At 64.3% G+C, this 24510-nt stretch carries 13 protein-coding genes; 5 read left to right on the top strand and 8 right to left on the bottom strand.

Going from position 1 to position 24510, the window contains the following annotated elements; genetic code table 11:
• The first annotated feature begins 255 nt into the window (after window positions 1-255).
• From AC0Z42_RS28930 to AC0Z42_RS28950, 5 genes are all read left to right on the top strand, one after another.
• Entirely contained in the window at window positions 256-8877 is an 8622-nt protein-coding gene (locus AC0Z42_RS28930; RefSeq protein WP_485471513.1) for a glycoside hydrolase family 94 protein, read from the top strand.
• A gap of 135 nt (window positions 8878-9012) precedes the next feature.
• Entirely contained in the window at window positions 9013-11400 is a 2388-nt protein-coding gene (locus tag AC0Z42_RS28935) for a M1 family metallopeptidase (RefSeq protein ID WP_485471514.1), read from the top strand.
• A gap of 115 nt (window positions 11401-11515) precedes the next feature.
• Complete coding sequence (locus AC0Z42_RS28940; RefSeq protein WP_485471515.1) at window positions 11516-13375, top strand: M1 family metallopeptidase; 1860 nt, start codon at window positions 11516-11518, stop codon at window positions 13373-13375.
• Between the two features lie 20 nt (window positions 13376-13395).
• Complete coding sequence (locus AC0Z42_RS28945; RefSeq protein ID WP_485471516.1) at window positions 13396-15045, top strand: serine hydrolase; 1650 nt, start codon at window positions 13396-13398, stop codon at window positions 15043-15045.
• 265 nt (window positions 15046-15310) lie between these two features.
• The gene (locus tag AC0Z42_RS28950; protein WP_485471517.1) at window positions 15311-15505 is read left to right on the top strand and encodes a hypothetical protein; all 195 of its coding nucleotides are present in this window, start codon (window positions 15311-15313) and stop codon (window positions 15503-15505) included.
• Between the two features lie 57 nt (window positions 15506-15562).
• Here the strand turns inward: AC0Z42_RS28950 and AC0Z42_RS28955 are convergent, their stop codons facing one another.
• From AC0Z42_RS28955 to AC0Z42_RS28990, 8 genes are read right to left on the bottom strand one after another with little or no spacing between them, the layout of a single operon-like run.
• Window positions 15563-16399, bottom strand: a complete 837-nt coding sequence (locus tag AC0Z42_RS28955) for a class I SAM-dependent methyltransferase (RefSeq protein ID WP_485471518.1) — start codon at window positions 16397-16399, stop codon at window positions 15563-15565.
• 31 nt (window positions 16400-16430) lie between these two features.
• The gene (locus AC0Z42_RS28960) at window positions 16431-17210 is read right to left on the bottom strand and encodes a spermine/spermidine synthase domain-containing protein (protein ID WP_485471519.1); all 780 of its coding nucleotides are present in this window, start codon (window positions 17208-17210) and stop codon (window positions 16431-16433) included.
• Complete coding sequence (locus AC0Z42_RS28965; RefSeq protein WP_485471520.1) at window positions 17207-18538, bottom strand: sensor histidine kinase; 1332 nt, start codon at window positions 18536-18538, stop codon at window positions 17207-17209. Before AC0Z42_RS28965 ends, AC0Z42_RS28960 begins: the two co-directional genes overlap by 4 nt.
• Before the next feature lie 14 nt (window positions 18539-18552).
• A complete protein-coding gene (locus tag AC0Z42_RS28970) occupies window positions 18553-19887 on the bottom strand; it encodes a sigma-54-dependent transcriptional regulator (protein WP_485471521.1) in 1335 nt (444 codons plus the stop codon).
• Window positions 19888-19920: 33 nt separating this feature from the next.
• On the bottom strand, window positions 19921-21156 hold the full coding sequence (locus AC0Z42_RS28975; RefSeq protein WP_485471522.1) for an ABC transporter permease: 1236 nt from the start codon (window positions 21154-21156) through the stop codon (window positions 19921-19923).
• 24 nt (window positions 21157-21180) lie between these two features.
• Complete coding sequence (locus AC0Z42_RS28980; RefSeq protein ID WP_485471523.1) at window positions 21181-22491, bottom strand: ABC transporter permease; 1311 nt, start codon at window positions 22489-22491, stop codon at window positions 21181-21183.
• Window positions 22492-22500: 9 nt separating this feature from the next.
• A complete protein-coding gene (locus AC0Z42_RS28985; protein WP_485471524.1) occupies window positions 22501-23211 on the bottom strand; it encodes an ABC transporter ATP-binding protein in 711 nt (236 codons plus the stop codon).
• Window positions 23212-23243: 32 nt separating this feature from the next.
• Window positions 23244-24509, bottom strand: coding sequence for an efflux RND transporter periplasmic adaptor subunit (locus tag AC0Z42_RS28990; protein ID WP_485471525.1), 1266 nt, complete (start codon window positions 24507-24509; stop codon window positions 23244-23246).
• Window position 24510 lies beyond the last annotated feature (1 nt).

The raw sequence follows: 24510 nt of genomic DNA on the forward strand, positions 1-24510 counted from the left end.
CTAGCGCACGGTGGCTTGCCGAGTGCGCACCTACGATGAAGATCAGAAAATCTCTCTGATCATTGAGATTCATCGCAACGCTCCGGCGCTTTGCTTTCCGTCTTTGCCAGTGCCTGCTTTGCTTGCGCAAACCGGCCGTGGCATTGCGGCGGGTGCCGTCGTTTCATGCGCGCACCTAGCGAGGCCAAGTTGAAAGAGTACACAGCAGCAGTCAAGGAAAAGCTTTCCCGTTTCAAGCACATTTTCCGCGGCAATATGAATCCCGCCCGCGCGGGCGACAGCTTCGATGCTGCGCGCGACGACGCCTTGCCCTTGCGTTCGGAATTATTCAGCGCCATGCAGATGGCGGCGCACGGCAAGAACATCGCCAGCGGCCATGCGGTCGGCAAGCGGCATGGCCGCGACCGGCTGCTGGCGCGCCTGGCCGACAATGCTGCGCTGATCACCGCCACCGTCAATGAGCTGACGGACACCGTGAAAAGCGGGCGCCAGGTCACGCCCGCTTCGGAATGGCTGCTCGATAATTTCTACCTGATCGAAGAACAGATCCGCACCACCCGGCGCCACCTGCCGAAGAACTACAGCAAGGAACTGCCGCGCCTGAGCACCGGCCAGGATGCCGGCTGTCCGCGCGTGTATAAAATTGCGCTGGAAATCATTTCGCATGGCGATGGTCACGTGGACATGGAAAACCTGTGCCACTTCGTCGAAGCCTACCAGGACGTTGCCACCCTGACCCTGGGCGAGCTGTGGGCCGTGCCGATCATGCTGCGCCTGGCGCTGATCGAGAACCTGCGCCGCGTGGCCGCGCGCGTGGCCGACGACCGCTTGCAACGCGACCTGGCCAATGGCTGGGCCGACCAGATGATGGAGATCGCCGACAGCAACCCGAGTGGCCTGATTTTGCTGGTCGCCGACATGGCGCGCTCGAATCCGCCCACCAGCAGTGCGTTTGTCGCCGAGCTGTCGCGCCGGCTGCAAGGACAAAGCCCATCGCTGACGCTGGCCTTGTCGTGGCTGACGCACAAGCTGGCCGAATCCGGGCTCACCATCGACCAGCAGGTGCAGGCCGAGATCGGCCAGCAGGCGGCCGACCAGGTGTCGATCGCCAACAGCATCGGCAGCCTGCGCTTCCTGGGCACCATGGACTGGCAGGAATTCGTCGAAACCATGAGCGTGGTCGAACAGACCTTGCGCCTGGACCCGGCCGGCACCTATGGCGCCATGGATTTCGCCACCCGCGACAGCTACCGCCATGTGATCGAACGCATTGCCAGGCGCAGCGAACGCAGCGAAATGGAAGTGGCCGAAATGGCGGTGCAGCTGGCGCAGACGCATGGCGCCAGCATCGACACACGCAAAGGCCATATCGGCTTTTACCTGGTCGGACGCGGCGTATTGATCCTGGAAAAACAGGCCGGCGCCAAGCTGCCATTGCGCGAAGCGCTGGAGCATACCGCGCGCGCCTCGCCGCTGGCGGTCTACCTGGGCACGATTTCTTTCCTGGCCCTGGCCGCCAGCGCGCTGCTATTGGAACGCGCCGTGCGTTATGGTGTTTCGGGCTGGCCGCTGGCCGCCCTCGGTGTGCTGGCGCTGCTGGGCAGCAGCCAGCTGGCCGTGGCGCTGGTCAACTGGGTGGCAACCTTGATGACGGTGCCGCATCCGCTGCCGCGCCTGGACTACAAGGCCGGCATTCCGTCGGACGCGCGCGCCATCGTGGTGGTGCCGACCCTGATCTACAGCGAAGCAAACGTGGCCGAGTTGTGCGAAGCGCTGGAAGTGCGCTATCTGGCCAACCGCGACCCGAACCTGCGCTTTTGCCTGCTGACCGATTTTGTCGACGCGCCCACGCAAACCCTGCCCGGCGACGAGGCCCTGCTGCAACAGGCGCAAGCCATCATCCGTGGCCTCAATGAAAAATACCGCGTCGAAGGCGAACAGTTCAAGGAAAACGGCGACCCGGCCGATCCGGAAGACCTGGGCCAGGCCGGCCCCTTCCTGCTGCTGCACCGCCCGCGCCTGTTCAATTCGCAGCAGAATGCGTGGATGGGCCAGGAACGCAAGCGTGGCAAATTGTCCGACCTGAATTTGTTCCTGCGCGGTGGCGCGCGCGACAAGTTCATGCTGGTCGAAGGCGAGTTGCGCGGCCTGCGCACCATCAAATATGTGATCACGCTCGATACCGACACGCAGCTGCCGCGCGATGCGGCGCGCCACTTCGTCGCCACCATGATGCACCCGCTGAACCGCCCCGTGCTTGACGCGGCCGGCTCGCGCGTGATCGCCGGCTACGGTATTTTGCAGCCGCGCGTGGCGGTTGCCCTGCCCAGCGCCAATGCCTCGCAGTACGAACTGATGTGCGGCGGCGAGCCGGGCATCGACCCTTACACGCGCACCGTATCCGACCTGTACCAGGACGTGTTTTATGAAGGCTCCTTCATCGGCAAGGGCATCTACGACCTCGACATGTTCGAGCGCGTGCTGGGCCAGCGCCTGCCCGACAACAAGATCCTCAGCCACGATTTGCTCGAAGGCTGCTATCTGCGCGCGGGGCTGCTGAGCGACTCGCAGCTGTATGAAGAATATCCGGCCCGCTACGACGCCGACGTGAGCCGCCGCCAGCGCTGGATCCGCGGCGACTGGCAGCTGATCGGCTGGCTGCTGGGCCGCGTGCCCGGCCGTGGCGGCAAGCGCGAACGCAATCCGCTGTCGATGCTGTCGCGCTGGAAGCTGTTTGACAACCTGCGCCGCAGCCTGGTCGCGCCGGCCACCACCGCCTCCTTGCTGCTGACCTGGGGCTTTTTGCCGCAGGTGGCGTTCTGGAGCGCGGCGGTGCTGGCGATCATCTTCCTGCCGCCGGTGGTCTCGGCCCTGTACGACCTGCTGCGCAAACCAGCCGACACCTTGTGGCGCCAGCACCTGGACGCCTTTGAACGCCGTTGCAGCGTGCAGTTTTCGCATGCCATGCTGACCCTGGTGTTCTTGCCGTACGAAGCTTTCATCAGCCTCGACGCCATCGTGCGCACGCTGTGGCGACTGAACGTGTCGCACAAGCATCTGCTTGACTGGCGCGCCTCGAACCTGCACAGCTCCAGCGGCGCCCAGAGCGACAGCTGGCGCGCGATGTGGTGCTCGCCGGCGCTGGCGCTGGCCACCTTTGCCGCGCTGCTGCACTGGCGCCCGGAAGCGCTGCCGGCCGCCGTCATCATCCTCGTGCTGTGGCTTGCCGCGCCCGTCATCGCATGGCGCATCAGCCGTCCGATCAAGCGCGCCGTGGCCCGCCTGTCGGCCGAGCAGGGCGAATTCCTGCATGGAGTGGCGCGCAAGACCTGGGCCTATTTCGACACCTTTGTCGGCCCCGACGACCATTGGCTGCCACCCGATAACATGCAGGAGCACCCAGCCCTGGTGGTGGCGCACCGCACCTCGCCAACCAATATCGGCCTGGCGCTGCTGGCCAACCTGACGGCCTACGATTTCGGCTATATCACCATGGGCCAGCTGATCGAACGCAGCCGCGCCACCTTGACCAGCATGGGCGAACTGGAACGCTTCCAGGGCCACTTCTACAACTGGTACGACACGCAGACCCGCAAGCCGCTGCAGCCGATGTATATTTCGACGGTCGACAGCGGCAACCTGGCCGGCCACCTGCTGACCTTGCAGCCCGGCCTGGTGGAACTGTACGACGCGCCCATCATCGGTGCGCAGATCGTCCATGGCATCCGCACCACGGCGCAGGTGCTGCAGGAATTCATCACCGCCGACAGCAGTGCCAAGGGTGCGCGTGAGGCGCTGGCGCTATTGCAGGCCGAGGCCACGCCGGCCAGCCTCCCCGAGTGGCATGCCTACCTGGGTGCGGCCAACAGCGCGGCCGATGCACTGCTGACCCTTTCCCTGCACGATAGCGACAACGAGCTGGCGATGTGGAGCGATGCGCTGGCGCGCCAGTGCCGCGCGGCGCTGGCCGAACTGCTGCAACTGGCGCCCTGGGCCGCGCATGCGGGCCTCGATGGTATGCTCTCGCGCGTGCCGACCCTGCGTGAACTGGCGACCCTGGAAGCGCCGGCCGGCATGCTGCCCGAGCTGGCCAGCCTGCTGGCGCAAGGACGCGAACAGGCGATCCGCAATGTACGCGATATTGCCCAGGCGGCAGGCCAGGCGCGCGACTTTGCGCAGATCGAATACGGCTTTTTGTACAACACCTCGACCAAGCTGCTGGCGATCGGCTACAACGTTAGCGAACGCCGCCTCGACGCCAGCTATTACGACTTGCTGGCCTCCGAAGTGCGCCTGGCCAGCTTTATCGCGATTGCCCAGGGCCAGCTGCCGCAGGAGCACTGGTTTGCGCTGGGCCGCCAGCTGTGCATGGTGGCCGGCCAGCCGGTCTTGCTGTCGTGGAGCGGCTCGATGTTCGAGTACCTGATGCCGCTCCTGGTGATGCCGAACTACCCGAACACTTTGCTCGACCAGACCTATCACTCGGTGATCGAAGCGCAGATCGACTATGGCCGCCAGCGCGACGTGCCGTGGGGCGTGTCCGAATCGGGCTACAACACGGTCGACGCCAGCCTCAACTACCAGTACCGCGCGTTCGGCGTGCCGGGCCTGGGCCTCAAGCGCGGCCTGGCCGACGACCTGGTGATCGCACCGTACGCCAGCATGATGGGCCTGATGGTGAAACCGGAAGAGTCGTGCCAGAACATGCAGCGCATGCAGGCGGCCGGCTACATGGGCCGCTACGGCTTTTTCGAAGCGATCGATTTTACCGCCGCGCGCCTGCCGCGCGGCCAGACCAGCGCCATCATTCGCTCGTACATGGTGCACCACCAGGGCATGGGTTTCCTGGCCCTCAGCTACCTGCTGCATGACCGGCCGATGCAGCGCCGTTTCGAATCCGATCCGCTGCTGCAATCGGCCCTGCTGGTGCTGCAGGAACGCACGCCGCAGGCCGGCGCCTTTTACTCGAACACGGCCGAACTGGCGGTGTTGCGCAGCAGCGCCACCGAGCAGAGCATGCCGATGCGCATCCTCACCCAGGCCAACAGCGCCGTGCCCGAAACCCAGCTGCTGTCGAACGGCCGCTACCACGTCATGGTCAGCAATGCCGGCGGCAGCTACAGCCGCTGGAAAGACCTGTCGGTGACGCGCTGGCGCGAAGACAGCACGCGCGACAACTGGGGCAATTTCTGCTACCTGCGCGACCTCGACGAGGGCGATGTCTGGTCCACTACCTACCAGCCGACCCTGGTCGAGCCGAAAAAATATGAAGTGATCTTTTCGGAAGGGCGCGCCGAATTCCGCCGCGCCGACCATGGGCTGGACCTGTACACCGAAATCGTCGTCTCGCCCGAGGACGATATCGAGATCCGCCGCACCCGCATCAGCAACAATTCGAACCGCCAGCGGCGTATCGAGATCACCAGCTTTGCCGAAGTGGTGATGGCGCCGTCGGCAGCCGATGCGGCCCATCCGGCGTTCAGCAAACTGTTCGTGCAGACCGAAATCCTGACCCAGGAAAACGCCATTCTGTGCACCCGCCGTCCGCGCTCGAAAGACGAGCAGATGCCATGGATGCTGCATGTGATGACGGTGCATGACGCCACTGGCTACGAGGTCTCGTTCGAGACCGACCGCTCGCGCTTTATCGGCCGCGGCAACACGGCGCAGCTGCCGCTGGCGCTGCAGCAAGAAGGGCCGCTGAGCGGTGGCCAGGGCTCGGTGCTCGATCCTGTCGTGGCGATCCGCTACGTCATCACGCTGGCGCCCGACCAGGCCATTACGGTCGACAGCGTAACGGGCATGGTCGAGCAGCGCGAAGCGGCGCTGCACCTGATCGACAAATACCAGGACCGCCACCTGGCCGACCGCGTGTTCGAACTGGCCTGGACCCATAGCCAGGTAGTGCTGCGCCAGCTCAATGCCAGCGAAGCCGATGCGCAGCTGTATGCGCGCCTGGCCAATGCCGTGATCTACCCGAACGCTTCGCTGCGCGCCGACGCCAGCATCCTGATCAAGAACCACCGCGGCCAGTCGGGCCTGTGGGCCTACGCGATTTCCGGCGACCTGCCGATCGTGCTGCTGCAGATCCGCGACCCGGCCAATATCGAACTGGCGCGGCAAATGGTGCAGGCGCATGCCTACTGGCGCCTGAAAGGCCTGGTGGTCGACCTGGTGATCTGGTACGAAGACCAGTCGGGCTACCGCCAGCTGCTGCAGGAACAGATCATGGGTCTGATCGCCTCGGGCATCGACGCGCAGGCGATCGACCGCCCGGGCGGCATCTTCGTGCGCCTGGCCGACCAGATTGCCAATGAAGACCGCATCTTGCTGCAATCGGTGGCGCGGGCCATCATCAGCGACACGCGCGGCACCCTGGCCGAGCAGGTCAAGCGGCCTGCCAGCCCGGTGCTGCGCATGCCGCCGCTGATGCTGGAGGGCGGCCGCGAATTGATCCTGGCGCCGCACCGCGCGCCAAAGCGCGAGCTGATCCTGGAAAACGGCCTGGGCGGCTTCACGCCGGACGGCCGCGAATATGTGATCACCACCGGCGAAGGCCAGCGCACGCCGGCGCCATGGTCGAACGTGCTGGCCAATGCGCAGTTCGGCACCGTCATCTCGGAAAGCGGCCAGGCCTACACCTGGAGCGAAAACGCGCATGAATTCCGCCTCACGCCATGGCATAACGATCCGGTGTCCGATCTGTCCGGTGAAGCGTTTTATATCCGCGACGAAGACAGCGGCCAGTTCTGGTCGCCGACGGCCTTGCCGGCGCGCGGCAGCGGCGACTACGTGACGCGCCACGGCTTCGGCTTCAGCGTGTTCGAACACACCGAGAGCGGTATTTCCAGCGAGCTGTGTACCTATGTGGCGCTGGACGCGCCGGTGAAATACTCGGTCGTCAAGCTGCGCAACGACAGCGGCGTGGCGCGCCGCCTGTCCGTTACCGGTTATGTGGAATGGGTGCTGGCCGACCTGCGCGCCAAGTCCGGCATGCATGTGGTGACGGAAGTGGATTCCGTCAGCGGCGCGCTGTTCGCGCGCAATAACTACAACACCGAGTTTTCCGGCCGCGTGGGCTTTTTCAATACCGACGCCAGCATCCGCTCGGTCACCTGCGACCGCAATGAATTCATCGGCCGCAATGGCAGCCTGGCGCAGCCGGCCGCGCTGCGCCGCGTGCGCCTGTCCGGCAAGGCCGGCACGGGGCTCGATGCCTGCGCCGCGATCCAGGTGCCGTTCGAACTGCAACCGGGGCAGGAGCGCGAAATCGTCTTTATCCTTGGCGTGGGCGGGCGCCGCAATGCCGACGCCAGCACCGTGGTGCAGCGTCACATGGGCAAGGACGCTGCCCGTGCGGCGCTGGCCAATGTGCATGCGCACTGGGAAACCACGCTGGGCGCGGTGCGTATCGAAACGCCCGATCCGACCCTGGACGTGATCGCCAACGGCTGGCTGATGTACCAGACCATCGCCTGCCGCATGTGGGCGCGCAGCGGCTATTACCAGTCCGGTGGCGCGTATGGCTTCCGCGACCAGCTGCAAGATGCGATGGCGATGATCCATACCAAGCCGGAGCTGCTGCGTGGCCACTTGCTGGTCAGCGCCGCGCACCAGTTCCTCGAAGGCGACGTGATGCACTGGTGGCATCCGCCGGCCGACCGCGGCGTGCGCACGCACTGCTCGGACGACTACCTGTGGCTGCCGCTGGCTGCCTGCCGCTATGTGACGGCCACCGGCGACCTGGCCGTGATGTCGGAAACGGTGCACTTCATCGAAGGGCGCGCCGTCAAGCCGGAAGAAGATTCCTACTACGACCTGCCGGTACGTTCGAACGAGTCGGCCGATCTGTACGAACACTGCGTGCGGGCGATACGCCACGGCCTGCGCATGGGCGTGCACGGCTTGCCTTTGATGGGTTCGTGCGACTGGAACGACGGCATGGACAAGGTGGGCGAGCACGGCAAGGGCGAAAGCGTCTGGTTGGCCTTCTTCCTGTATGAAGTGCTGCAGCGCTTTGCCGAAGTGGCGGTGCTGCGCGGCGATAGCGAATTCGCGCAGTTCTGCCGCGATGAAGCGGTGAAATTGTCGGCCAATGTCGAGGAACATGCTTGGGACGGCGAGTGGTACCGCCGCGCGTATTTTGACGACGGCACGCCGCTCGGTTCGCACACCAACCAGGAATGCCAGATCGATTCGATTTCGCAAAGCTGGGGCGTGCTGTCGGGCGCGGCCAACCAGGAACGCGTGACCGGCGCCATGCGCCAGGTCGATGCGCGCCTGGTGCGGCGCGATTCGGGCGTGATTCAATTGCTCGATCCGCCGTTCGACAAGGCCGACCTGAACCCCGGCTATATTCGCGGTTATGTGCCTGGCGTGCGTGAAAACGGCGGCCAGTACACCCATGCGGCGATCTGGACGGCGATGGCGTTTGCGCGCATGGGCGACAGCGAAAAAGCGTGGGAACTGATGCGCATGATCAGCCCGGTGCGCCATGCCGAAGACGCCGAAGCGGTGGCACGCTACAAGGTCGAACCGTATGTGGTGACGGCCGACGTGTATGCGGTCTCGCCGCACGTGGGGCGTGGCGGCTGGAGCTGGTACACGGGTTCGTCGGGCTGGCTGTACCGCCTGATCATCGAGTCGCTGCTGGGCGTGTCGCGCGAAGCGAACCAGCTGCGCCTGGCGCCGATGCTGCCGGCCGAATGGACCAGCTTCAAGCTGCACTACCGTTTTGGCGCCAGCAGCTACGCCATTACGGTGGAAAAAGCGCAGGGCCAGGCGCCTGGCTTGTCGGTCGATGGCGTGGCCGTTGCTGGCGACACGATTGCGCTGCGCGACGAGAGCCGCCAGTACCAGGTGCTGCTGCGGGTCTGATGCTCTGGTAGCGCGCCAGGCGTGACGGCCTGGCGCGCCACTGTGGTCAGGATTCCACACGCGAAATAATGATCGGTAGTCAAACAGCCTGGATTTAGAATGCAGTTCTGTTCTTATTTCCAGATGGAATGCACCATGCCGGTCCTTGTTCGTTTGCTAGCCCTCTGTTTGCCCCTGTTGGTGTCCTTGCCCGGCCTGTGTGGCCCGGCCGCGCCGTTCGACGACAAGTTCCGCCAGCTTGAAGAACTGCTGCCCACGCCGAACAACTACCGCACCGCTTCGGGCGCGCCCGGCCACGCCTACTGGCAGCAGCGTGCCGATTACGTGATCCATGCCACGCTCGACGAAGAGCGCCGCGCCATTAGCGCCAGCGAGACGATCACCTATCACAACCGCTCGCCCGACAGCCTGGCCTACCTGTGGCTGCAGCTGGACCAGAACGGCTTGCGCAAGGACGCCGACCAGCGTCGCGTGCTGAGCGCGCCGTCGCGCCAGGCCTGGCTCAGTGGCGATGAAGAGCAGGCCTTGAAGTTCGAGGACCTGCGCGCCATTCACGCGGGGCGCGAATTCGACGGCGGCTTCAAGCTTGGCGCCATTACCCTGGCCAATGGCCAGCCGCTGGCGCATGTGGTCAACCAGACCATGCTGCGCATCGATTTGCCGGTGCCGCTGGCGCCGGGCCAGAGCATCGCCTTCAATATCGCCTGGTCCTATCTGATCAACGACCAGAAGGTGCTGGTCGAGCGTTCCGGCTACGAGTATTTTGAAGACGACAAGAACACGATCTTCCAGGTGGCGCAGTGGTTTCCGCGCATGGCAGCCTATTACGACGCGGTGGGCTGGCAGAACAAGCAATTTCTTGGCTCCGGTGAATTCACGCTGGAATTTGGCGACTACGAGCTGTACCTGACGGTGCCCGCCGACCATGTGGTGGCCGCCACCGGCGAGCTGCAGAACCCGCAGCAGGTATTGTCCGGCGCGCAGCGCGAGCGCCTGGCCCGCGCGAAAACCAGCGACGTGCCGCTGATGGTGGTCACGCCGGCCGAAGCGCTGGCGGCGGAAAAAACCCGCAGTACGGCCATGAAGACCTGGCACTACAAGGCCACCAATGTGCGCGACGCGGCGTGGGCGTCGAGCCGCAAGTTCATCTGGGATGCGCAGGGCTTGAACAGCGGCGGCAAGCGCGTGCTGGCGATGTCCTACTACCCGAACGAGGGCAATCCGCTGTGGCAGCAGTACAGCACGCGCGCCGTGGCGCACACCATCGAGCAGTACAACAAGTACAGCTTCGACTATCCGTATCCGGTGGCGCTGTCGGTCAACGGCGCGGTCGGCGGCATGGAGTATCCGATGATCGCCTTTAACGGCGGGCGCCCCGTGAAGGACAAGAAAACGGGCGAGCTGACGTACTCGAAAAAGACCAAATACGACCTGATCGGCGTGATCATCCATGAAGTGGGCCACAATTATTTTCCGATGATCGTCAACTCGGACGAGCGCCAGTGGACCTGGATGGACGAGGGACTCAATTCCTTCGTGCAGTACCTGGCCGAGCAGGCGTGGGAAGACGATTTCCCTTCCTGGAATGGCGAGCCGCGCAAGATCGTCGACTACATGCGCAGCCAGCACCAGGTGCCGATCATGACCAACTCCGAGTCGCTGCTGCAGTTCACCGCCAACGCCTACGACAAGCCGGCCACGGCTCTGAACATTCTGCGCGAGACCATCCTCGGGCGCGAGCTGTTTGACTTCGCCTTCAAACAGTATGCGCAGCGCTGGAAATTCAAGCGCCCGACGCCGGCCGATTTTTTCCGCACCATGGAAGATGCGTCGGGCACGGACCTGGACTGGTTCTGGCGCGGCTGGTTCTACACCACCGACGCGGTCGACATCAGCATCGACGGCATCAGCGAATATGGCGTCAGCACCAAAGACCCGGAAATCGAAAAGGCCTGGAAGAAGGCGCAGCACGACGCGCAGCCGCTGTCGATCTCGGCGCAGCGCAACAAGGCCCTGCCGAAGAAAATCGACCAGGACCCGTCATTGAAGGATTTCTATAATCGCCACGATGATTTTACGGTCACCAACAAGGACCGCAACAGCCACGCCGAAGAGCTGGAAGGACTGGAACCGTGGGAGCGCAAGCTGCTGGCGCAGCGCAACGCCGGCAAACACTTGTACCTGGTCGACTTTTCCAACCTCGGCGGACTGGTGATGCCCTTGATCCTGGAAATCGAGCTGAAAAGCGGCAAGAAGATCATCGAGCGCGTGCCGGCCGAAGTGTGGCGCTATTCGCCAACGAAAATCAGCAAGGTGATCGTTCTTGATGAGCCGATGGTGGGCCTGGTGCAGGACCCGTACTGGGAAACGGCGGACATTGACACCAGCAACAATGCCTGGCCGCGCCGCATTACGCCATCGCGGCTGGAACTGTTCAAGCAGGACCGCGACAAGGACAATCTGATGAAGGATTTCAGTACGCCGCTGAAGAGTGCCGAGAAGGCGCCGGACGTAAAACCGTGACATGAAGCGCCGGCCAACCCGGCGCTTTTTCTGCCAGCTCCTGCCGGAAGTGCTATTCTGCGCGACGCCCCGGCCACCATGTTCGGGGCTTTCGCAAATCATTCAAAAGACGACCATGCAAACGATGACTTTCCTGCGCGCCCTGGGCTGCGCGCTGCTGTGCCAGGCCAGCCTGGCCGCGCACGCCGACCCCTTGAGCTATGCGCGCTACGACCAGGTGCGCACGCGCGACCTGCAGCTGGACCTGACAGCGGACTTCACGCAAAAGACGCTGTCGGGCTACGCCGAGCTGACCCTGAAATGGATAGACCCGGCCGCGCGCACCCTGGTGCTCGATACGCGCGACCTGTCGATCGCCAAAGTGCAGGTGCAGGACCGGCGCGGCGCGTGGCAGATGGCGCCGTTCCAGCTCGATGCGCTCGATGCCGAGAAAGGCCAGGCGCTGCGCATCACCACCACTGGCCAGCCGGGAAAAGTGCGCGTGTACTACCACACGGCGCCGGGCGCCATCGCACTGCAGTGGCTCACGCCGCAGCAGACCATGTCGGGCAAGCTGCCCTTCATGTTCAGCCAGTCGCAAAGCATCAACGCGCGTTCGTGGGTACCGTCGCAAGATACCCCGGCCGTGCGCTTTACCTACAGCGCCCGCATTGAGGCGCCCGCCGGCATGCGCGTGGTGATGAGCGCCGAGAATGACGAAACAGCCACCGGCAAAGGCGGCTGGACTTTCCGCATGCCGCAGCCGATTCCGTCCTACCTGCTGGCGATCGCGATTGGTGAACTGGAAGTGAGGAAACTCGGTCCGCGTTCGGCCGTGTATGCCGAGCCGCCACGCATCAAGGCCGCCGAATACGAGCTGGCCGACACCGAAAAAATGATCAAGGCGGCCGAGTCCCTGTATGGCCCATATCGCTGGGGACGCTACGACATGATCGTGCTGCCGCCATCGTTCCCCTACGGCGGCATGGAAAACCCGCGCCTGACCTTCCTGACCCCCACCATGATCGCCGGCGATCGCAGCCTGGTCGACCTGATCGCGCACGAACTGGCGCACTCGTGGTCGGGCAACCTGGTCACCAACGCGTCGTGGAAGCACATGTGGCTCAACGAAGGCTTTACCACCTACGTCACCACCCGCATCGTCGAGCAGCTGTACGGCAGCGAGGTGGCGCAGATGGGCGTGCAGGTCGACCAGGAAGAACTGGCCGCCTCGGTCAAGCAACTGCCGGCCGCCAAAACGGCGCTGGTCACGCGCGACGCCGACGCCAATCCCGCAGAAACCTATACCGACGACGGCATCATCTACCCGAAGGGTGCCTGGTTCCTGGCCACCATGGAGCAGCGCGCCGGTCGCAAAGTGTTCGATACCTTCCTGCGCGGCTGGTTCGACCAGCATGCGTTCCAGAGCGTGACGACCGACCAGTTCATCGCCTACCTGCGCAAGAATCTGCTGGCGCAGCACCCTGGGGTGATGCCGGAAGCGGAGTTGAGCGACTGGCTGTATGGCACCGGCGTGCCGGCCAGCGCCAAGCCGGTGGTGTCGCCGCGCCTGGCGCTGCTCGACCAGCACCGCGATGCGTGGCTGAAGGGAACGCTGTCGACCAAGGACCTGGGCATGGACAAATGGGTTGCCATCGAATCGATGCATTTTTTGAACGATATCAATGGCCGCGCCAGTGCCGCGCAGTTGCGTGAACTGGATGACATCTATGGCGTGGGCAAGAGCGGCAACAATGAAGTGGCGTACCGCTTTTATCTCGCTTCAGTCAATGCCGGCCATGACGTCAGTGCGCCGCTGCAAACCTTCCTGATGAGCGTGGGCCGCCAGAAGTTCGTGGTGCCGCTGTATGGCGCGCTGATGAAGACGCCGCAGGGCCAGCAGTGGGCCAAGGACGTGTATGCCAAGGCACGCGAACGCTACCATCCGGTGACGCAGGAAAGCGTCGACAAATTGATGGCCGCACAAGTACATTGAACCAACCTGACAAGATATCCATGCAAATCCACCTCTCCATGCATTCCCTCGCCGCCGCCATCGTGCTGGCGTTTTCCAGCGTGACCCTGCCAGTGCTGGCCGCCGGCCAGGCGCCTGCCGCGCCTGCCGCAGTGGCTGCAGCGGCGCCTGCGTTTGACCTTGCAACTGATGTCAACAGCGCCCTGAAAACCTTCGATGTGCCCGGCATCGCGATCGCCATCGTCAAGGACGGCAAGGTCATCGCCGCCACCGGTTTCGGCGTGCGCAAGCTCGGCGAGCCGGCGCCAGTGGACGGCAAGACGCTGTTCGAAGTGGCGTCCAACTCCAAGGGCTTCACGGCCGCCGCGCTGGCCATGCTGGTCGACGAAGGCAAGCTGGCCTGGGATGATCCGGTCACGAAACACCTGCCCGGCTTCCAGATGCACGATTCCTACGTGACCGGCGAAATGACCATCCGCGATCTGCTGACGCACAGGAGTGGCCTGGGCCTGGGCGCGGGCGATTTGCTGTGGTGGCCGACCACCACGTTTACCACCGACGAGATCATCGAAAAGCTGCGTTATATTCGCCCGGCCACCAGTTTCCGCGCCAGCTACGCCTACGACAACCTGCTGTATATCGTGGCCGGCAAGATCATCGCCGAGAAGACCGGCAAGAGCTGGGGCCAGGCCATGCACGAGCGCATCCTGGCGCCGCTGGGCATGACCGGCACCACCACCAGCCTGGCGGAAAACGCGGGCAATCCCGACGTCGCCAGCGCACACAGCAAGATCAACGGCAAGGTCGCCGCCGTAAAGTCGATGCCGGTACCGAACGCGGTCGGCGCGGTCGGCATCAACACCAACGCCGAAGATATCGCCAAATGGATGATGGCGCTGCTCGACGGCGGCAAGATCGCCGGCGTGCAGGACAAGGACGGCAAGGAAGCGCGCCTGTTCAGCGAAAAGCAGGCCAATGAATTGTGGACGGCGCAAACCCCGGTCAAGATCGGCGAACCGAAACCGGCGCTGGCCGCCACCAAGCCGAACTTCAGCGCCTATGGCCTGGGTTTTCAACTGCGCGACTACCAGGGCATGAAAGTAGCGCTGCACGGTGGCGCGCTGCAGGGCTTTTATTCGCGCGTGCTGATGGTGCCGCAGGCCAAACTGGGCGTGGCAATTTTGACCAACGCGGAAAACGGCGGCTCGATGACGGCGCTGCAGTGGCGCATCGTCGACCATTACCTCAATGTCGCGCCGTCGGACTGGATCGGCCTGGTATCGAAGGTGGAGCAGGACATGCATGCGGAAGAAGTCAAAAAGCAGGGCAAGGCGTCCACCGCGCGCGCGGCAAAATCGCAGCCTTCGCTGCCGCTGGCATCGTATGACGGCGAGTATGAAGACGCCTGGTATGGCAAGGTGGTGATCGCGCCGCAGGGCAAGAAGCATATCCTGAGCTTTACCCGCACGCCGGACCTGACGGGCGAACTGGAACACTGGCAGCACGATACCTTTATCGTGCGCTGGAAAGAGCGCAACTTCAACGCCGACGCCTACGTGACGTTTTCGCTGAAGCCGGACGGCAGCATCGACCGCGTGAAGATGGAGCCGATTTCGGAAGAAACCGACTTCAGCTACGACTTCCAGGATCTGAACCTGGTGCCGGTCAAGGCGGCTGCAAAAAAAGAATAAACGATTTGGCTCAATGCCATCGAACCGCAGCCTGTGCTGCGGTTTTTTTTCGCCCTGACCGATTTTTATTTCTTGAAAGATACTAAAAAAGAAAGCTTATCTTGTTTTATTGGTTTGCTTATTTTTTAATGTTTCATGGTGGTACTATTTATTTGCACCACAAAATGCGTCTGTCGACAGACGGTTTCTGGTGGCTGGTGTTTTTGTCTTTTCAATGGTTTTCAATGGTCTTCCAACGCTTGAACTTTTTGGGAATGGGATAAAAATGATCAATGTAAAAAAAGCCGTCTTCGTCTTCTGCGCTGCCGTCGGTTTTGCCGGCGCCGTCTGCTCGTCCGCGTATGCCCTGCCATCGCGCGAGACCTGTGAATCAGCCTACACCTCGTGCGTGGAGGATGGCGATCAAGGCCAGTGCAACCTGGTCAACCGCCTGTGCGGCGTGTACGGCATCTACCTGTAACACCATCACTGCGGCCTGAAACGGGTGGCGCGCCAGGCCGGCACGCCGCCTTCTTCCTTATGGCTTGACGAACTTCAAGGTCATGCGGTCGCTCTCGCCGATCGCTTCATATTTCGCGCGGTCGACATCCTTGTTGGCATAGGTGGGCGGCAGTGCCCAGACGCCACCTTCATGGTCGGCCGTGTCTTTGGCATTGGCGTTGATTTCCGATTTGCCGGCCAGTTTGAAGCCGGCGCTTTCGGCCAGCTTGATCACATACGCTTCATGCATGTAGCCGCTGCTGGCCTTGGCGTCCTGCACCTTGTTTGCCGGCAGGCGATGTTCGACGACGCCGAATACGCCGCCCGGTTTCAGGCTGTCGTACACCTGGCCGAACAACACCTTCAAGCCGTCTTCGCCGACCGGGATCCAGTTGTGGATATTGCGGAAGGTGAGCACCATGTCGGCCGTGCCTTTCGGCGCGATGCGGTAGGTGGTCGGTGGCGCAAAGGCGCCGATTTCCACCTTGTCGAAAGCCGCCGGGTTGGCGTCGAGTTTTTGCTGGAAACGGGCCACGCTGCGGCGCGCGCCTTCGCTGCCCTGCGGATCGCTGCCGGCGGCAATCAGCTTGCCCTGCGCGCGCAGGTAGGGCGCCAGGATCTCGGTGTACCAGCCGCCGCCCGGCGCCAGTTCGACCACCGTCATGTTCGGCCTGATGCCGAAAAAGGTCAATGTTTCATACGGGTGGCGGGCGCCATCGCGCGCCGCGTTCGCTGGCGTGCGCGCGCTGCCGGCAATCGCCGCTTTCAGGGCTGCGTCGTCGCCGGTGTTATCCGCTTTGGCAGCCATCGCCGCACCGCCCATGGTCATTGCCGCGCCCAGGGCGGCGGCCAGGAATACTCGCTTGATCGTCATCGTTTGCTCCATGTTTGTTAAGGAAAGAGATTCATTGCTGGTCCAGCATCCATTGCTTCAAGCCGTTGACCCAGTTCTTGGCCGGCAGATTGTATTGCTTCTTGATCAGGGCGGCGCGTTCGTACAGTTCGCTGAAATCGAGCAAAGGCGATTTTTTAAAGGCCAGCACGACGATGTTTTCGTCTTCCAGTTCCGGCACCCATACCACGGCGTCGAACACCAGTTCCATCGCCTGCAGGTTCTTGTCGTAGTTGGGAAAGTCGCCGAACACATTGGTGCACATGATGCCGTCGTCCGTCAGGCAGTCGCAGCAGGCCTGATAGAACTCCGGCGTGTCGAGCACCGGGCCACGCGCCTCCTCGTCATACAGGTCGACCTGCAGCACATCGACCGTGCCATGGTTGGCCGCATCGAGCACGAAGTCGAGCGCATTCATTTCACGCACGTCCAGACGCGCGTCGTTCGGCGGCAGCGCGAACTGGGCGCCGCAGATGGCGATCACGTTGGGGTTCAGTTCGATCGCCGTTACGGTCGCGTCGGGAAAGCGGCGGTAGCTGAACTTGGTCAGTGCGGCGCTGCCCAGGCCCAGCTGCACGATGCGTTTCGGTTCCGGCTTGAACAGCATCCACATCATCATCATCTGCACGTATTCGAGTTCGATGGCGTCGGGTTTGTCCAGGCGCATGGCGCCCTGCACCCATTTGGTTCCCAGGTGCATGTAGCGGATGCCGCGGTGCTGCGTGATGGTGGCCGGCGGATGGCCGGGATGGCTGAAGGCGGCGTTGGTGAGGGAGGTAAATTCGATGGTCATGGCGCCAGTGTAGCAGCCGGCAGTATCATCACCACGGCCAGGCCGCCGCCGTCGCGGTTGGACAATGTGATGCGCCCGCCGTGCGCCTCGGCGATCTCGCGCGCCAGCGCCAGCCCCAGGCCGGTGCCGCTGCGCTTGGTGGAATAAAACGGCACCAGCGCGTTTTCCAGCACGGCGCCGCTCATGCCCGGCCCGCGGTCGCGCACTTCGATGCGCAGCATGCCCTGCGCCAGGCTGACATGCAGGCCGATCTGATCGGGTTTCGAGCCCGATTCCAGCGCATTTTTCAGCAGGTTGAGCAAGGCCTGCTGCAGTTGCGCCGCATCGAACATGGCCGGCTGCGCGGGTGGCTCGCAGTCGAGCGTGAAGACGGCCTGCGCCGCCAGGCTGTCGAGGAACGGCGGCCACGGGCAGCTGGCCAGGCGCGGCGTGGGCAGCTTGGCGAAGCGCGCATAGCCGAGGATGAAGCTTTCCAGGTGGCGCGTGCGTTCCTCGATGGTGGCGAGGATTTGCGGCAGGCGTTCGGTCTGGCCGCGCCGCACCAGTTCCGCGCCCGAATGGGCCAGCGAGGCCAGCGGCGCCAGCGAATTGTTCAGCTCATGGCTGATGACGCGAATGACTTTTTTCCAGGTCTGCACTTCCTGGCGCCGCAGCTCCAGCGTCAGCTGGCGCAGCAGCAGCAGTTCATGCTTGCGCCCGTTCAGGCTGAAGCTGCGCCGGGCCAGGTGATACACCTCTTCCTGTTCTCCTTCGCCGCTGGAGAATAAGGTATCAACTCGGCCGTCATTGCCGCGCGCCAGCGCTTCGGCCAGGGCCGGCGCCGCCTCGCGCACGATATCGGCCAGCTGGCGGCCTTCGAGCCGGCGGCCGTGGTGCAGCAGCTGGCGCGCGGCCAGGTTGGCGTAGACGATGGCGCTGCCTTCGGCCACCAGCAGCATGGCGACGGGGGTGTTCTGCACCATGGTGTCGAGCAGCAGTTCACGCTGCACCAGGTCCAGGCGCTGCTTGCGCAGCACGTCGCCCAGCGCATTGTGGGCCGCCACCAGGTCGGCCAGTTCATCGTTCTGCGGCCAGCGCAGGCTGAAGCCGAAGTCGCCATCCTGGTAGCTGGCCACCGTGCCTGACAAGGCGCGAAACAGCGACAGCATCGCCTGCAGCTGGGCGCGGATGGTGATGATCGCCACCGGCAGCACGCACAGCAGTGTGGCGCCCAGCACCAGCAGCGGCTGGCCCGGAAAATAATGCGCCAGCAGCAGGGCGATGGCCACCCCCAGCACCAGCAGGGTGGCCACCAGCGCGGTCCAGCGCGTCAGCAGCGAGAGCCGCATGGTCGCGGACGCCATCAGCCGCGCGCGATGCCCAGCCGTTCCATGCGCCGGTACAGCGCCTGGCGTGACAGGCCCAGTTCCTGCGCCGCCTGGGCCACCACGCCCTGCGCGCGCGCCAGCGCTTCGATGACGCTGTCGCGGTCCGGTTCCAGCGCCGCCGAGGGCGCGATGGGCGCGGCCGGCAAGCCCAGCTCCGGCGCGTGGATCACATTGCCGGCGCTCAGCAGGCTGGCGCGCTGCATGACGTTTTTCAGTTCGCGCACATTGCCGGGCCAGCCATGCGCCAGCAAGGCTGCCTGTGCCTGCGCGTCGAGGGTTTTGTCGCTGCCCAGGAAATGCCGCGCCAGCACCAGGATATCCGCCGGACGCTGGGCCAGCGGCGGCAAGCGCAGCTCGATCACGTTGAGGCGGTAGAACAGGTCTTCGCGGAAGGTGCCGGCGCGGATCATGGCCGGCAGGTCGGCATTGCTGGCGCTGATGACGCGCACCTTCACTTGCCGTTCGCGGTTCGATCCCAGGCGCTCGAAGCGGCCCGTTTCCAGCACCCGCAACAGCTTCATCTGCCCGGCCAGCGGCAGGTTGCCGATTTCGTCGAGAAACAGCGTGCCGCCGTCGGCCGCATCGAACTTGCCGTCGCGCGCACGGGTCGAGCCGGTATAGGCGCCCGCTTCGGCGCCGAACAGTTCGGCCTCGATCAGGTCGACCGGCACGGCGCCGCAATTGAGCACCACGAAGGGGCCATTGGCCACCAGCGAATTGGCCTGCACGATGGCGGCGATGCATTCCTTGCCGCTGCCATTGGGCCCCGAGATCAGCACCGGCACGTCGGCGCGCGCCACCTGGCAGGCCAGGTGCACCACGCGTTCTGTGGCCGCGTCCTGCCACACCATGCCGCGCAAATCATACGCGTCTTCCAGCGCGTGGCGTTGGCGCTGTTCGGCCACCACGCGTTCGCGCAAGGCGCGGCTGGCCTGGCCCAGTTCCAGCAGGTTCTGCACGCTGGCCACCAGGCGCCGGTCGTCCCAGGGCTTGGCCAGGTAGTCGGCCGCGCCCGACTTGATCAGTTCGACGGCGGCATCGAGCTGGGTCCACGCCGTCAGCAAGATCACCGGCAAATCCGGATGACGCGCGCGGATCGCATGGAACAGCGTCACGCCTTCCTCGCCCGAGGTGGTGTCGGCCGTGAAGTTCATGTCCTGCACCACCAGGTCGATAGCATGGCGTTCGAGCAGCGCCAGTCCTTCTTCGGGCGAAGCGGCGCGCACGGCGTCGATCTCGTGCAGGGAAAACAGCACGTCGAGCGCGATCGCCACGGCGGCGTTGTCGTCAATTATCAGTACGGTAGGCATGCGCGCAGCATAACATTGTCATGCACGTCATAGTCAGGTGCTGCGGGTGGCGGTGGCCGGCGAAATGCTGGCCGCGCGCCAGGCCGGGCCATACACCGCGCCCACGCCGAGCAACCAGAACACCAGCGCGCCGGCCAGCAGGTAGCCCCGTGGCAGGCGCGCCATTTCCAGCTGGCTGACCAGCAGGTGATTCAGGCCCAGCGCCAGCAGCACGCCGGCGGCCACGCCGGCACTGGTGATCATGAAATTCTCGGTCAGGAAATAGCGCAAAATATCGATGCGCCGTGCGCCCAGTGCGCGCCGCACGCCGATCTGCTTCTTGCGCTGCGTTACCCACAGGCTGGCGATGCCGACGATGCCGCTGGCCGTCACCAGCAGCAGCAGGGTCGAGACCGTGATCAGCATCCATGACAGCGCGCGGTCGGCCCGGTAGCGCTTGTCGCGCTCTTCGTCCTGCGTGCGCACGCGCACGATGACGTCGCCGGGCGAGGCGGCGCGGATGGCCTGTTCGGCGTCTTTCATCACGCGGTCGCGCTGGCCCGCTTCGGCGCGCACGCTAAACAGGGTATCGCTGTCGCCTGTCAGTCGCACTGGCGTCAGCATCGAATACTCGCCGCGCTGGCCGGTCTCGGCGCCTTGCGTCTGCAGCCGTTCCACCACGCCGACCACCTGCAGTTGCTGTGCGCCGACGCCGCTGCCCAGGAACACCGGCTGGTTCAGCATGCTGCCGCCACCGGGATGCAGTTTGTTGGCCAGCGCGCGTGTGATGATGACCTGCGGCGGAAATTCTTCCGTCACGTTCTGGTCGATTTCGGCGATTTCGCCGGGCGTGAAATCGCGTCCTTCCACCAGCTGCAAGCCCCAGGTCTTGATCAGCGAATCGGGCGTGATATAGACGGCGGTCGGGATGGTGTTTTTCTGGTCGCTGCGGTTGGCCGACATGCCCGAGGTGCTGCCGCTGCGCGACAGCGGTATCTGGCTCACCTGCGCCACCGACACCACGCCGGGCACGGCGCGCAGCACGGCCGCCTGGCGCTTCTGCAGTGCCAGCTGTTCGTTATGGCCGGCCGGGCGCATATTGCGCGCCAGCAGGCTGAACACCTCGTGCTCGGCCGCCACGCCGCTGGGCCGGGCCGCCACTTCCTGGCGCACGTTGACGATGTGCAGCGCATTGGCCAGGATGGCCAGGCTCAGTGCGACCTGCATGGCCACCAGGATGGCGCCGGTTTTGCTGCGCATCAGCGCAGACAGGATGGGACGAATTTCCATGATCGGTCTCATTGTAGGATAGGTTTATTGCGACTTGAGCTGCATCGCCGGCGTCACCTGGCAGGCGCGCCAGGTGGGCAGCAGGCCGGCCAGGATGGCGGCGCCGACCGAGACCAGGAAGGTCAGGCACAGCATCTGCCAGTCCATGTGGGCCACCACCGTCAGCTGGCGCGACTGCATGCCGATCAGGGCCAGCGCACCGTAGGCCAGCAGCAAGCCGAGCACGCCGCCGGCCAGGCCGATGACGGTGGTTTCGAGCAGGAACTGGCGGAAGATATCGGCGCGCGAGGCGCCCAGCGCGCGGCGGATGCCCACTTCGGCGGCGCGCACGGAAAACTTCGCCAGCAGCAGGCCGACGGTATTGACCAGGCACAGCGCCAGGAAGCCGAAGGCCAGCCAGGCCGACAGGCGGTTGTCGTTGCCGACCACGTTCAGGTGCGCCAGCCACTCGTCGATATTGAACAGCTGATTGGGCGCATTGCGCTTCAGGCGGCCCAGTTTGCGCTGTTCCTGCGCATAGCTGTCGAGGTAGCTTTGCAGCTCACCGCGCTGGCCGTCATGCGCCATCTCGAACCAGAATTGCAGCCAGGTGCATTCGGAATCGAGCGTGCCCTGGTAGCCAGCCGCGCGGTCGCCGTCGCAGCTCATGCTGCCGTCATGCGTGGTCTGGTGGCGGATCGCGCTGGTAAACGGAATGAAGAATTCATCGTCGTTGCCAAACGCGCCGCTGCCGATGATGCGGTGGATGCGCGGCACCGGCTCCCTGGTATCGAGCACGCCCGTGATCTGGTAGGGGAAACCCAGTAAGGTCATGCGCTGGCCGACCGGGTTGGCGTCGCCATACAGTTTTTCGGCCAGCTTGCGCGACAGCACCACCACATCGGCGCCGGCCGCGTCGTCGGCCGCGCTCCATGGCTGGCCATGGCGAAACGGCGTGTCGAACATGGCGAAGAAATCGCGGTAGGCGGCCAGGCCGCGGCTGGTGAAGGCGCCGATATCCTTGCGTGCCGGCTCGACCGGCCCGCCGACGCCATACATCACGCTGCGCCGCTCGCCGATCTTGCTGTTCTGCAGATTGACGGCGTCGCGGTAGCTGAGCTGGTTGTCGCCGGACTTGTTGCCGGGCGTGTAGCCGGACAGCGAGCCATTGTCGAGCAGCGGCACGAACAGGCGGTCGCTCTTGTGCGGCAGCGGATTGCCCGACATGACGTGCAGGATGGTCAGCGTGGACACGCTGGCGGCCACGCCGATGGCCAGGGTCAGCACCATCAGCGCCGTCAGGGCCGGGTTGCGGCGCAGGCTGCGCAGGCCCAGCAAAAAGTAGTAGCGTAGCATGGGCTCTCCTCAGGCGTGGACGGCGCGGCTGCCGGCCAGCGACGCTTCCTGCTGTACCAGGTCCGACACCTGGCCGTCGATGATGTGCACATTGCGCTGGCTGCGCAGCGCCAGTTCCGGATCGTGCGTGACCATCAGGATGGTGGTGCCCTGGGCGTTGATTTCTTCCAGCAGTTCCATCACGCCGCGCGCCATCTGCGTGTCGAGGTTGCCGGTCGGTTCATCGGCCAGCAGCAGCTTGGGCGAGCCGGCCAGCGCGCGCGCGATCGCCACGCGCTGCTGCTGTCCGCCCGACAGCTCGGAGGGATAATGCTTCATGCGCGAGGCCAGGCCGACCTTGGCCAGCGCGTCTTCGATGCGCTCCTTGCGTTCGGCGCGGTTGAAGCCCCGGTAGCGCAGCGGCACGTCGACATTGTCGAACAGCGACAGGTCGGGAATCAGATTGAAGCCCTGGAAGATGAAGCCGAGCTTTTCATTGCGCAGGCGCGAGCGGGCGTTGTCGTCCATGCCCTCGACGTTGACGCCGTCGAGGATGTACTGGCCGTCGGTGAATTCTTCGAGCAGGCCGGCGATGTTCAGGAAACTGGTCTTGCCCGAGCCGGAAGGGCCGGTAACGGTGACGAATTCGCCTTGTTGCACATGGATGTCGAAGCCGCGCAGGGCGTGCGTTTCAATCAGGTGGGTGCGGTAGACCTTGCTCAGGTTTTGCATGCGCAGCATGGGGAGCCTCTTGAAAAGTAGGGGAATAAAAGTCAGTTGAGCGAGACGCGCGCGGCGTTCTCGAAGTTTTCGGTGCCGGAGATGACCACCTTGTCGCCCTGTTGCAGGCCGCCGAGGATCTCGACCGCCGACACGCTGGTCGCGCCCATGCGGATCGGCGTGCGCACGGCCACGCCGTCGCGCACCACATAGGCGAAACGGCCGCCTTCGGCTTCCACGAACGGGCCGCGCGCCAGCATCAGCACATTTGGTTTTTCATCGATCAGCAAACGCGCCGTGGCGCGCTGGTTCTGGCGCATGCCGGCCGGCTGCGCGCCATCGAAGCGCACGCGCGCCAGCACCTGGTTCTTGACCACTTCCGGCGACAGTGCAGACAATTTTCCGGTCGCCTTGACGGCGGCCACCTCGATCTCGGCGCGCATGCCCAGGCCAATATCGGCCACATAGGTTTCCGGCACTTCCAGCTCGATTTCCAGCTGCGACAGGTCGACCAGGGTCATCAAGGCCGTATTGGCCTGCACCACGCTGCGGTTGGCCACCGACAGGGTGCCGATAAAGCCGTTGACGGGCGCGCGCACCGTCAGTTCGTCGACGCGGCGCTGGGCGTTGTCGCGGCTGAGGCGCTGGCGTTCGAGTTCATTGGTCCTGGTCTTCAGGGCCAGCGCCACGTCTTCGCTTTCCAGGCCGGCCGCCTGCGAGGCGTGCTTGCTGCGGATCTCGGCCGAATTCAAGGCGTCCTTCGCCTTCTGGTAATCGATCTTGGCGATGATGCCCACCTGCGCCACGCTTTCGTAGCGCTCCAGCGTGCGCTGCGCCGACAGGCGGTCGATTTCGGCCGTATCGGCTTCGCGCCTTGCCAGCAGTTTCTGTTTCTTGGCCAGGATCTGCTGGCGCGCCACTTCCGCTTCGAGCTGCTGCACGCTCGACTGTTCGCGCTTGAGGGCGTCGGACAAATCGGGCGATTCGAGCACCGCCAGGATGTCGCCTTTTTTTACCGTGTCGCCGGCCTTGGCCTTCAGGGTGACGGTGGCCACCGTGGTCGAATACAGGGTCGGGCTGATCGAGGCGACCACGCGGCCATTGACGGCGGCGTCGCGCACCAGGGTGCCGCGCGTGACCTCGGCAATGCGCAGCCGGCTGGCGTTGACCGAGTGTTCGCTGCCGCGCCAGCTGTGGAAGGCGGCATAGGCGCAGGCGAGCAAGGCGAGAGCGCCTGCGGCGATCAGCAGGCGGCGTTTGCCGAGCTGGCCCTTGGGGGCGGCGATAACGGCGTCTTGATGGGAAGTGTCGCGGATCATG

Source organism: Janthinobacterium sp. 1L-D-8-B-C4, from assembly GCF_057291295.1.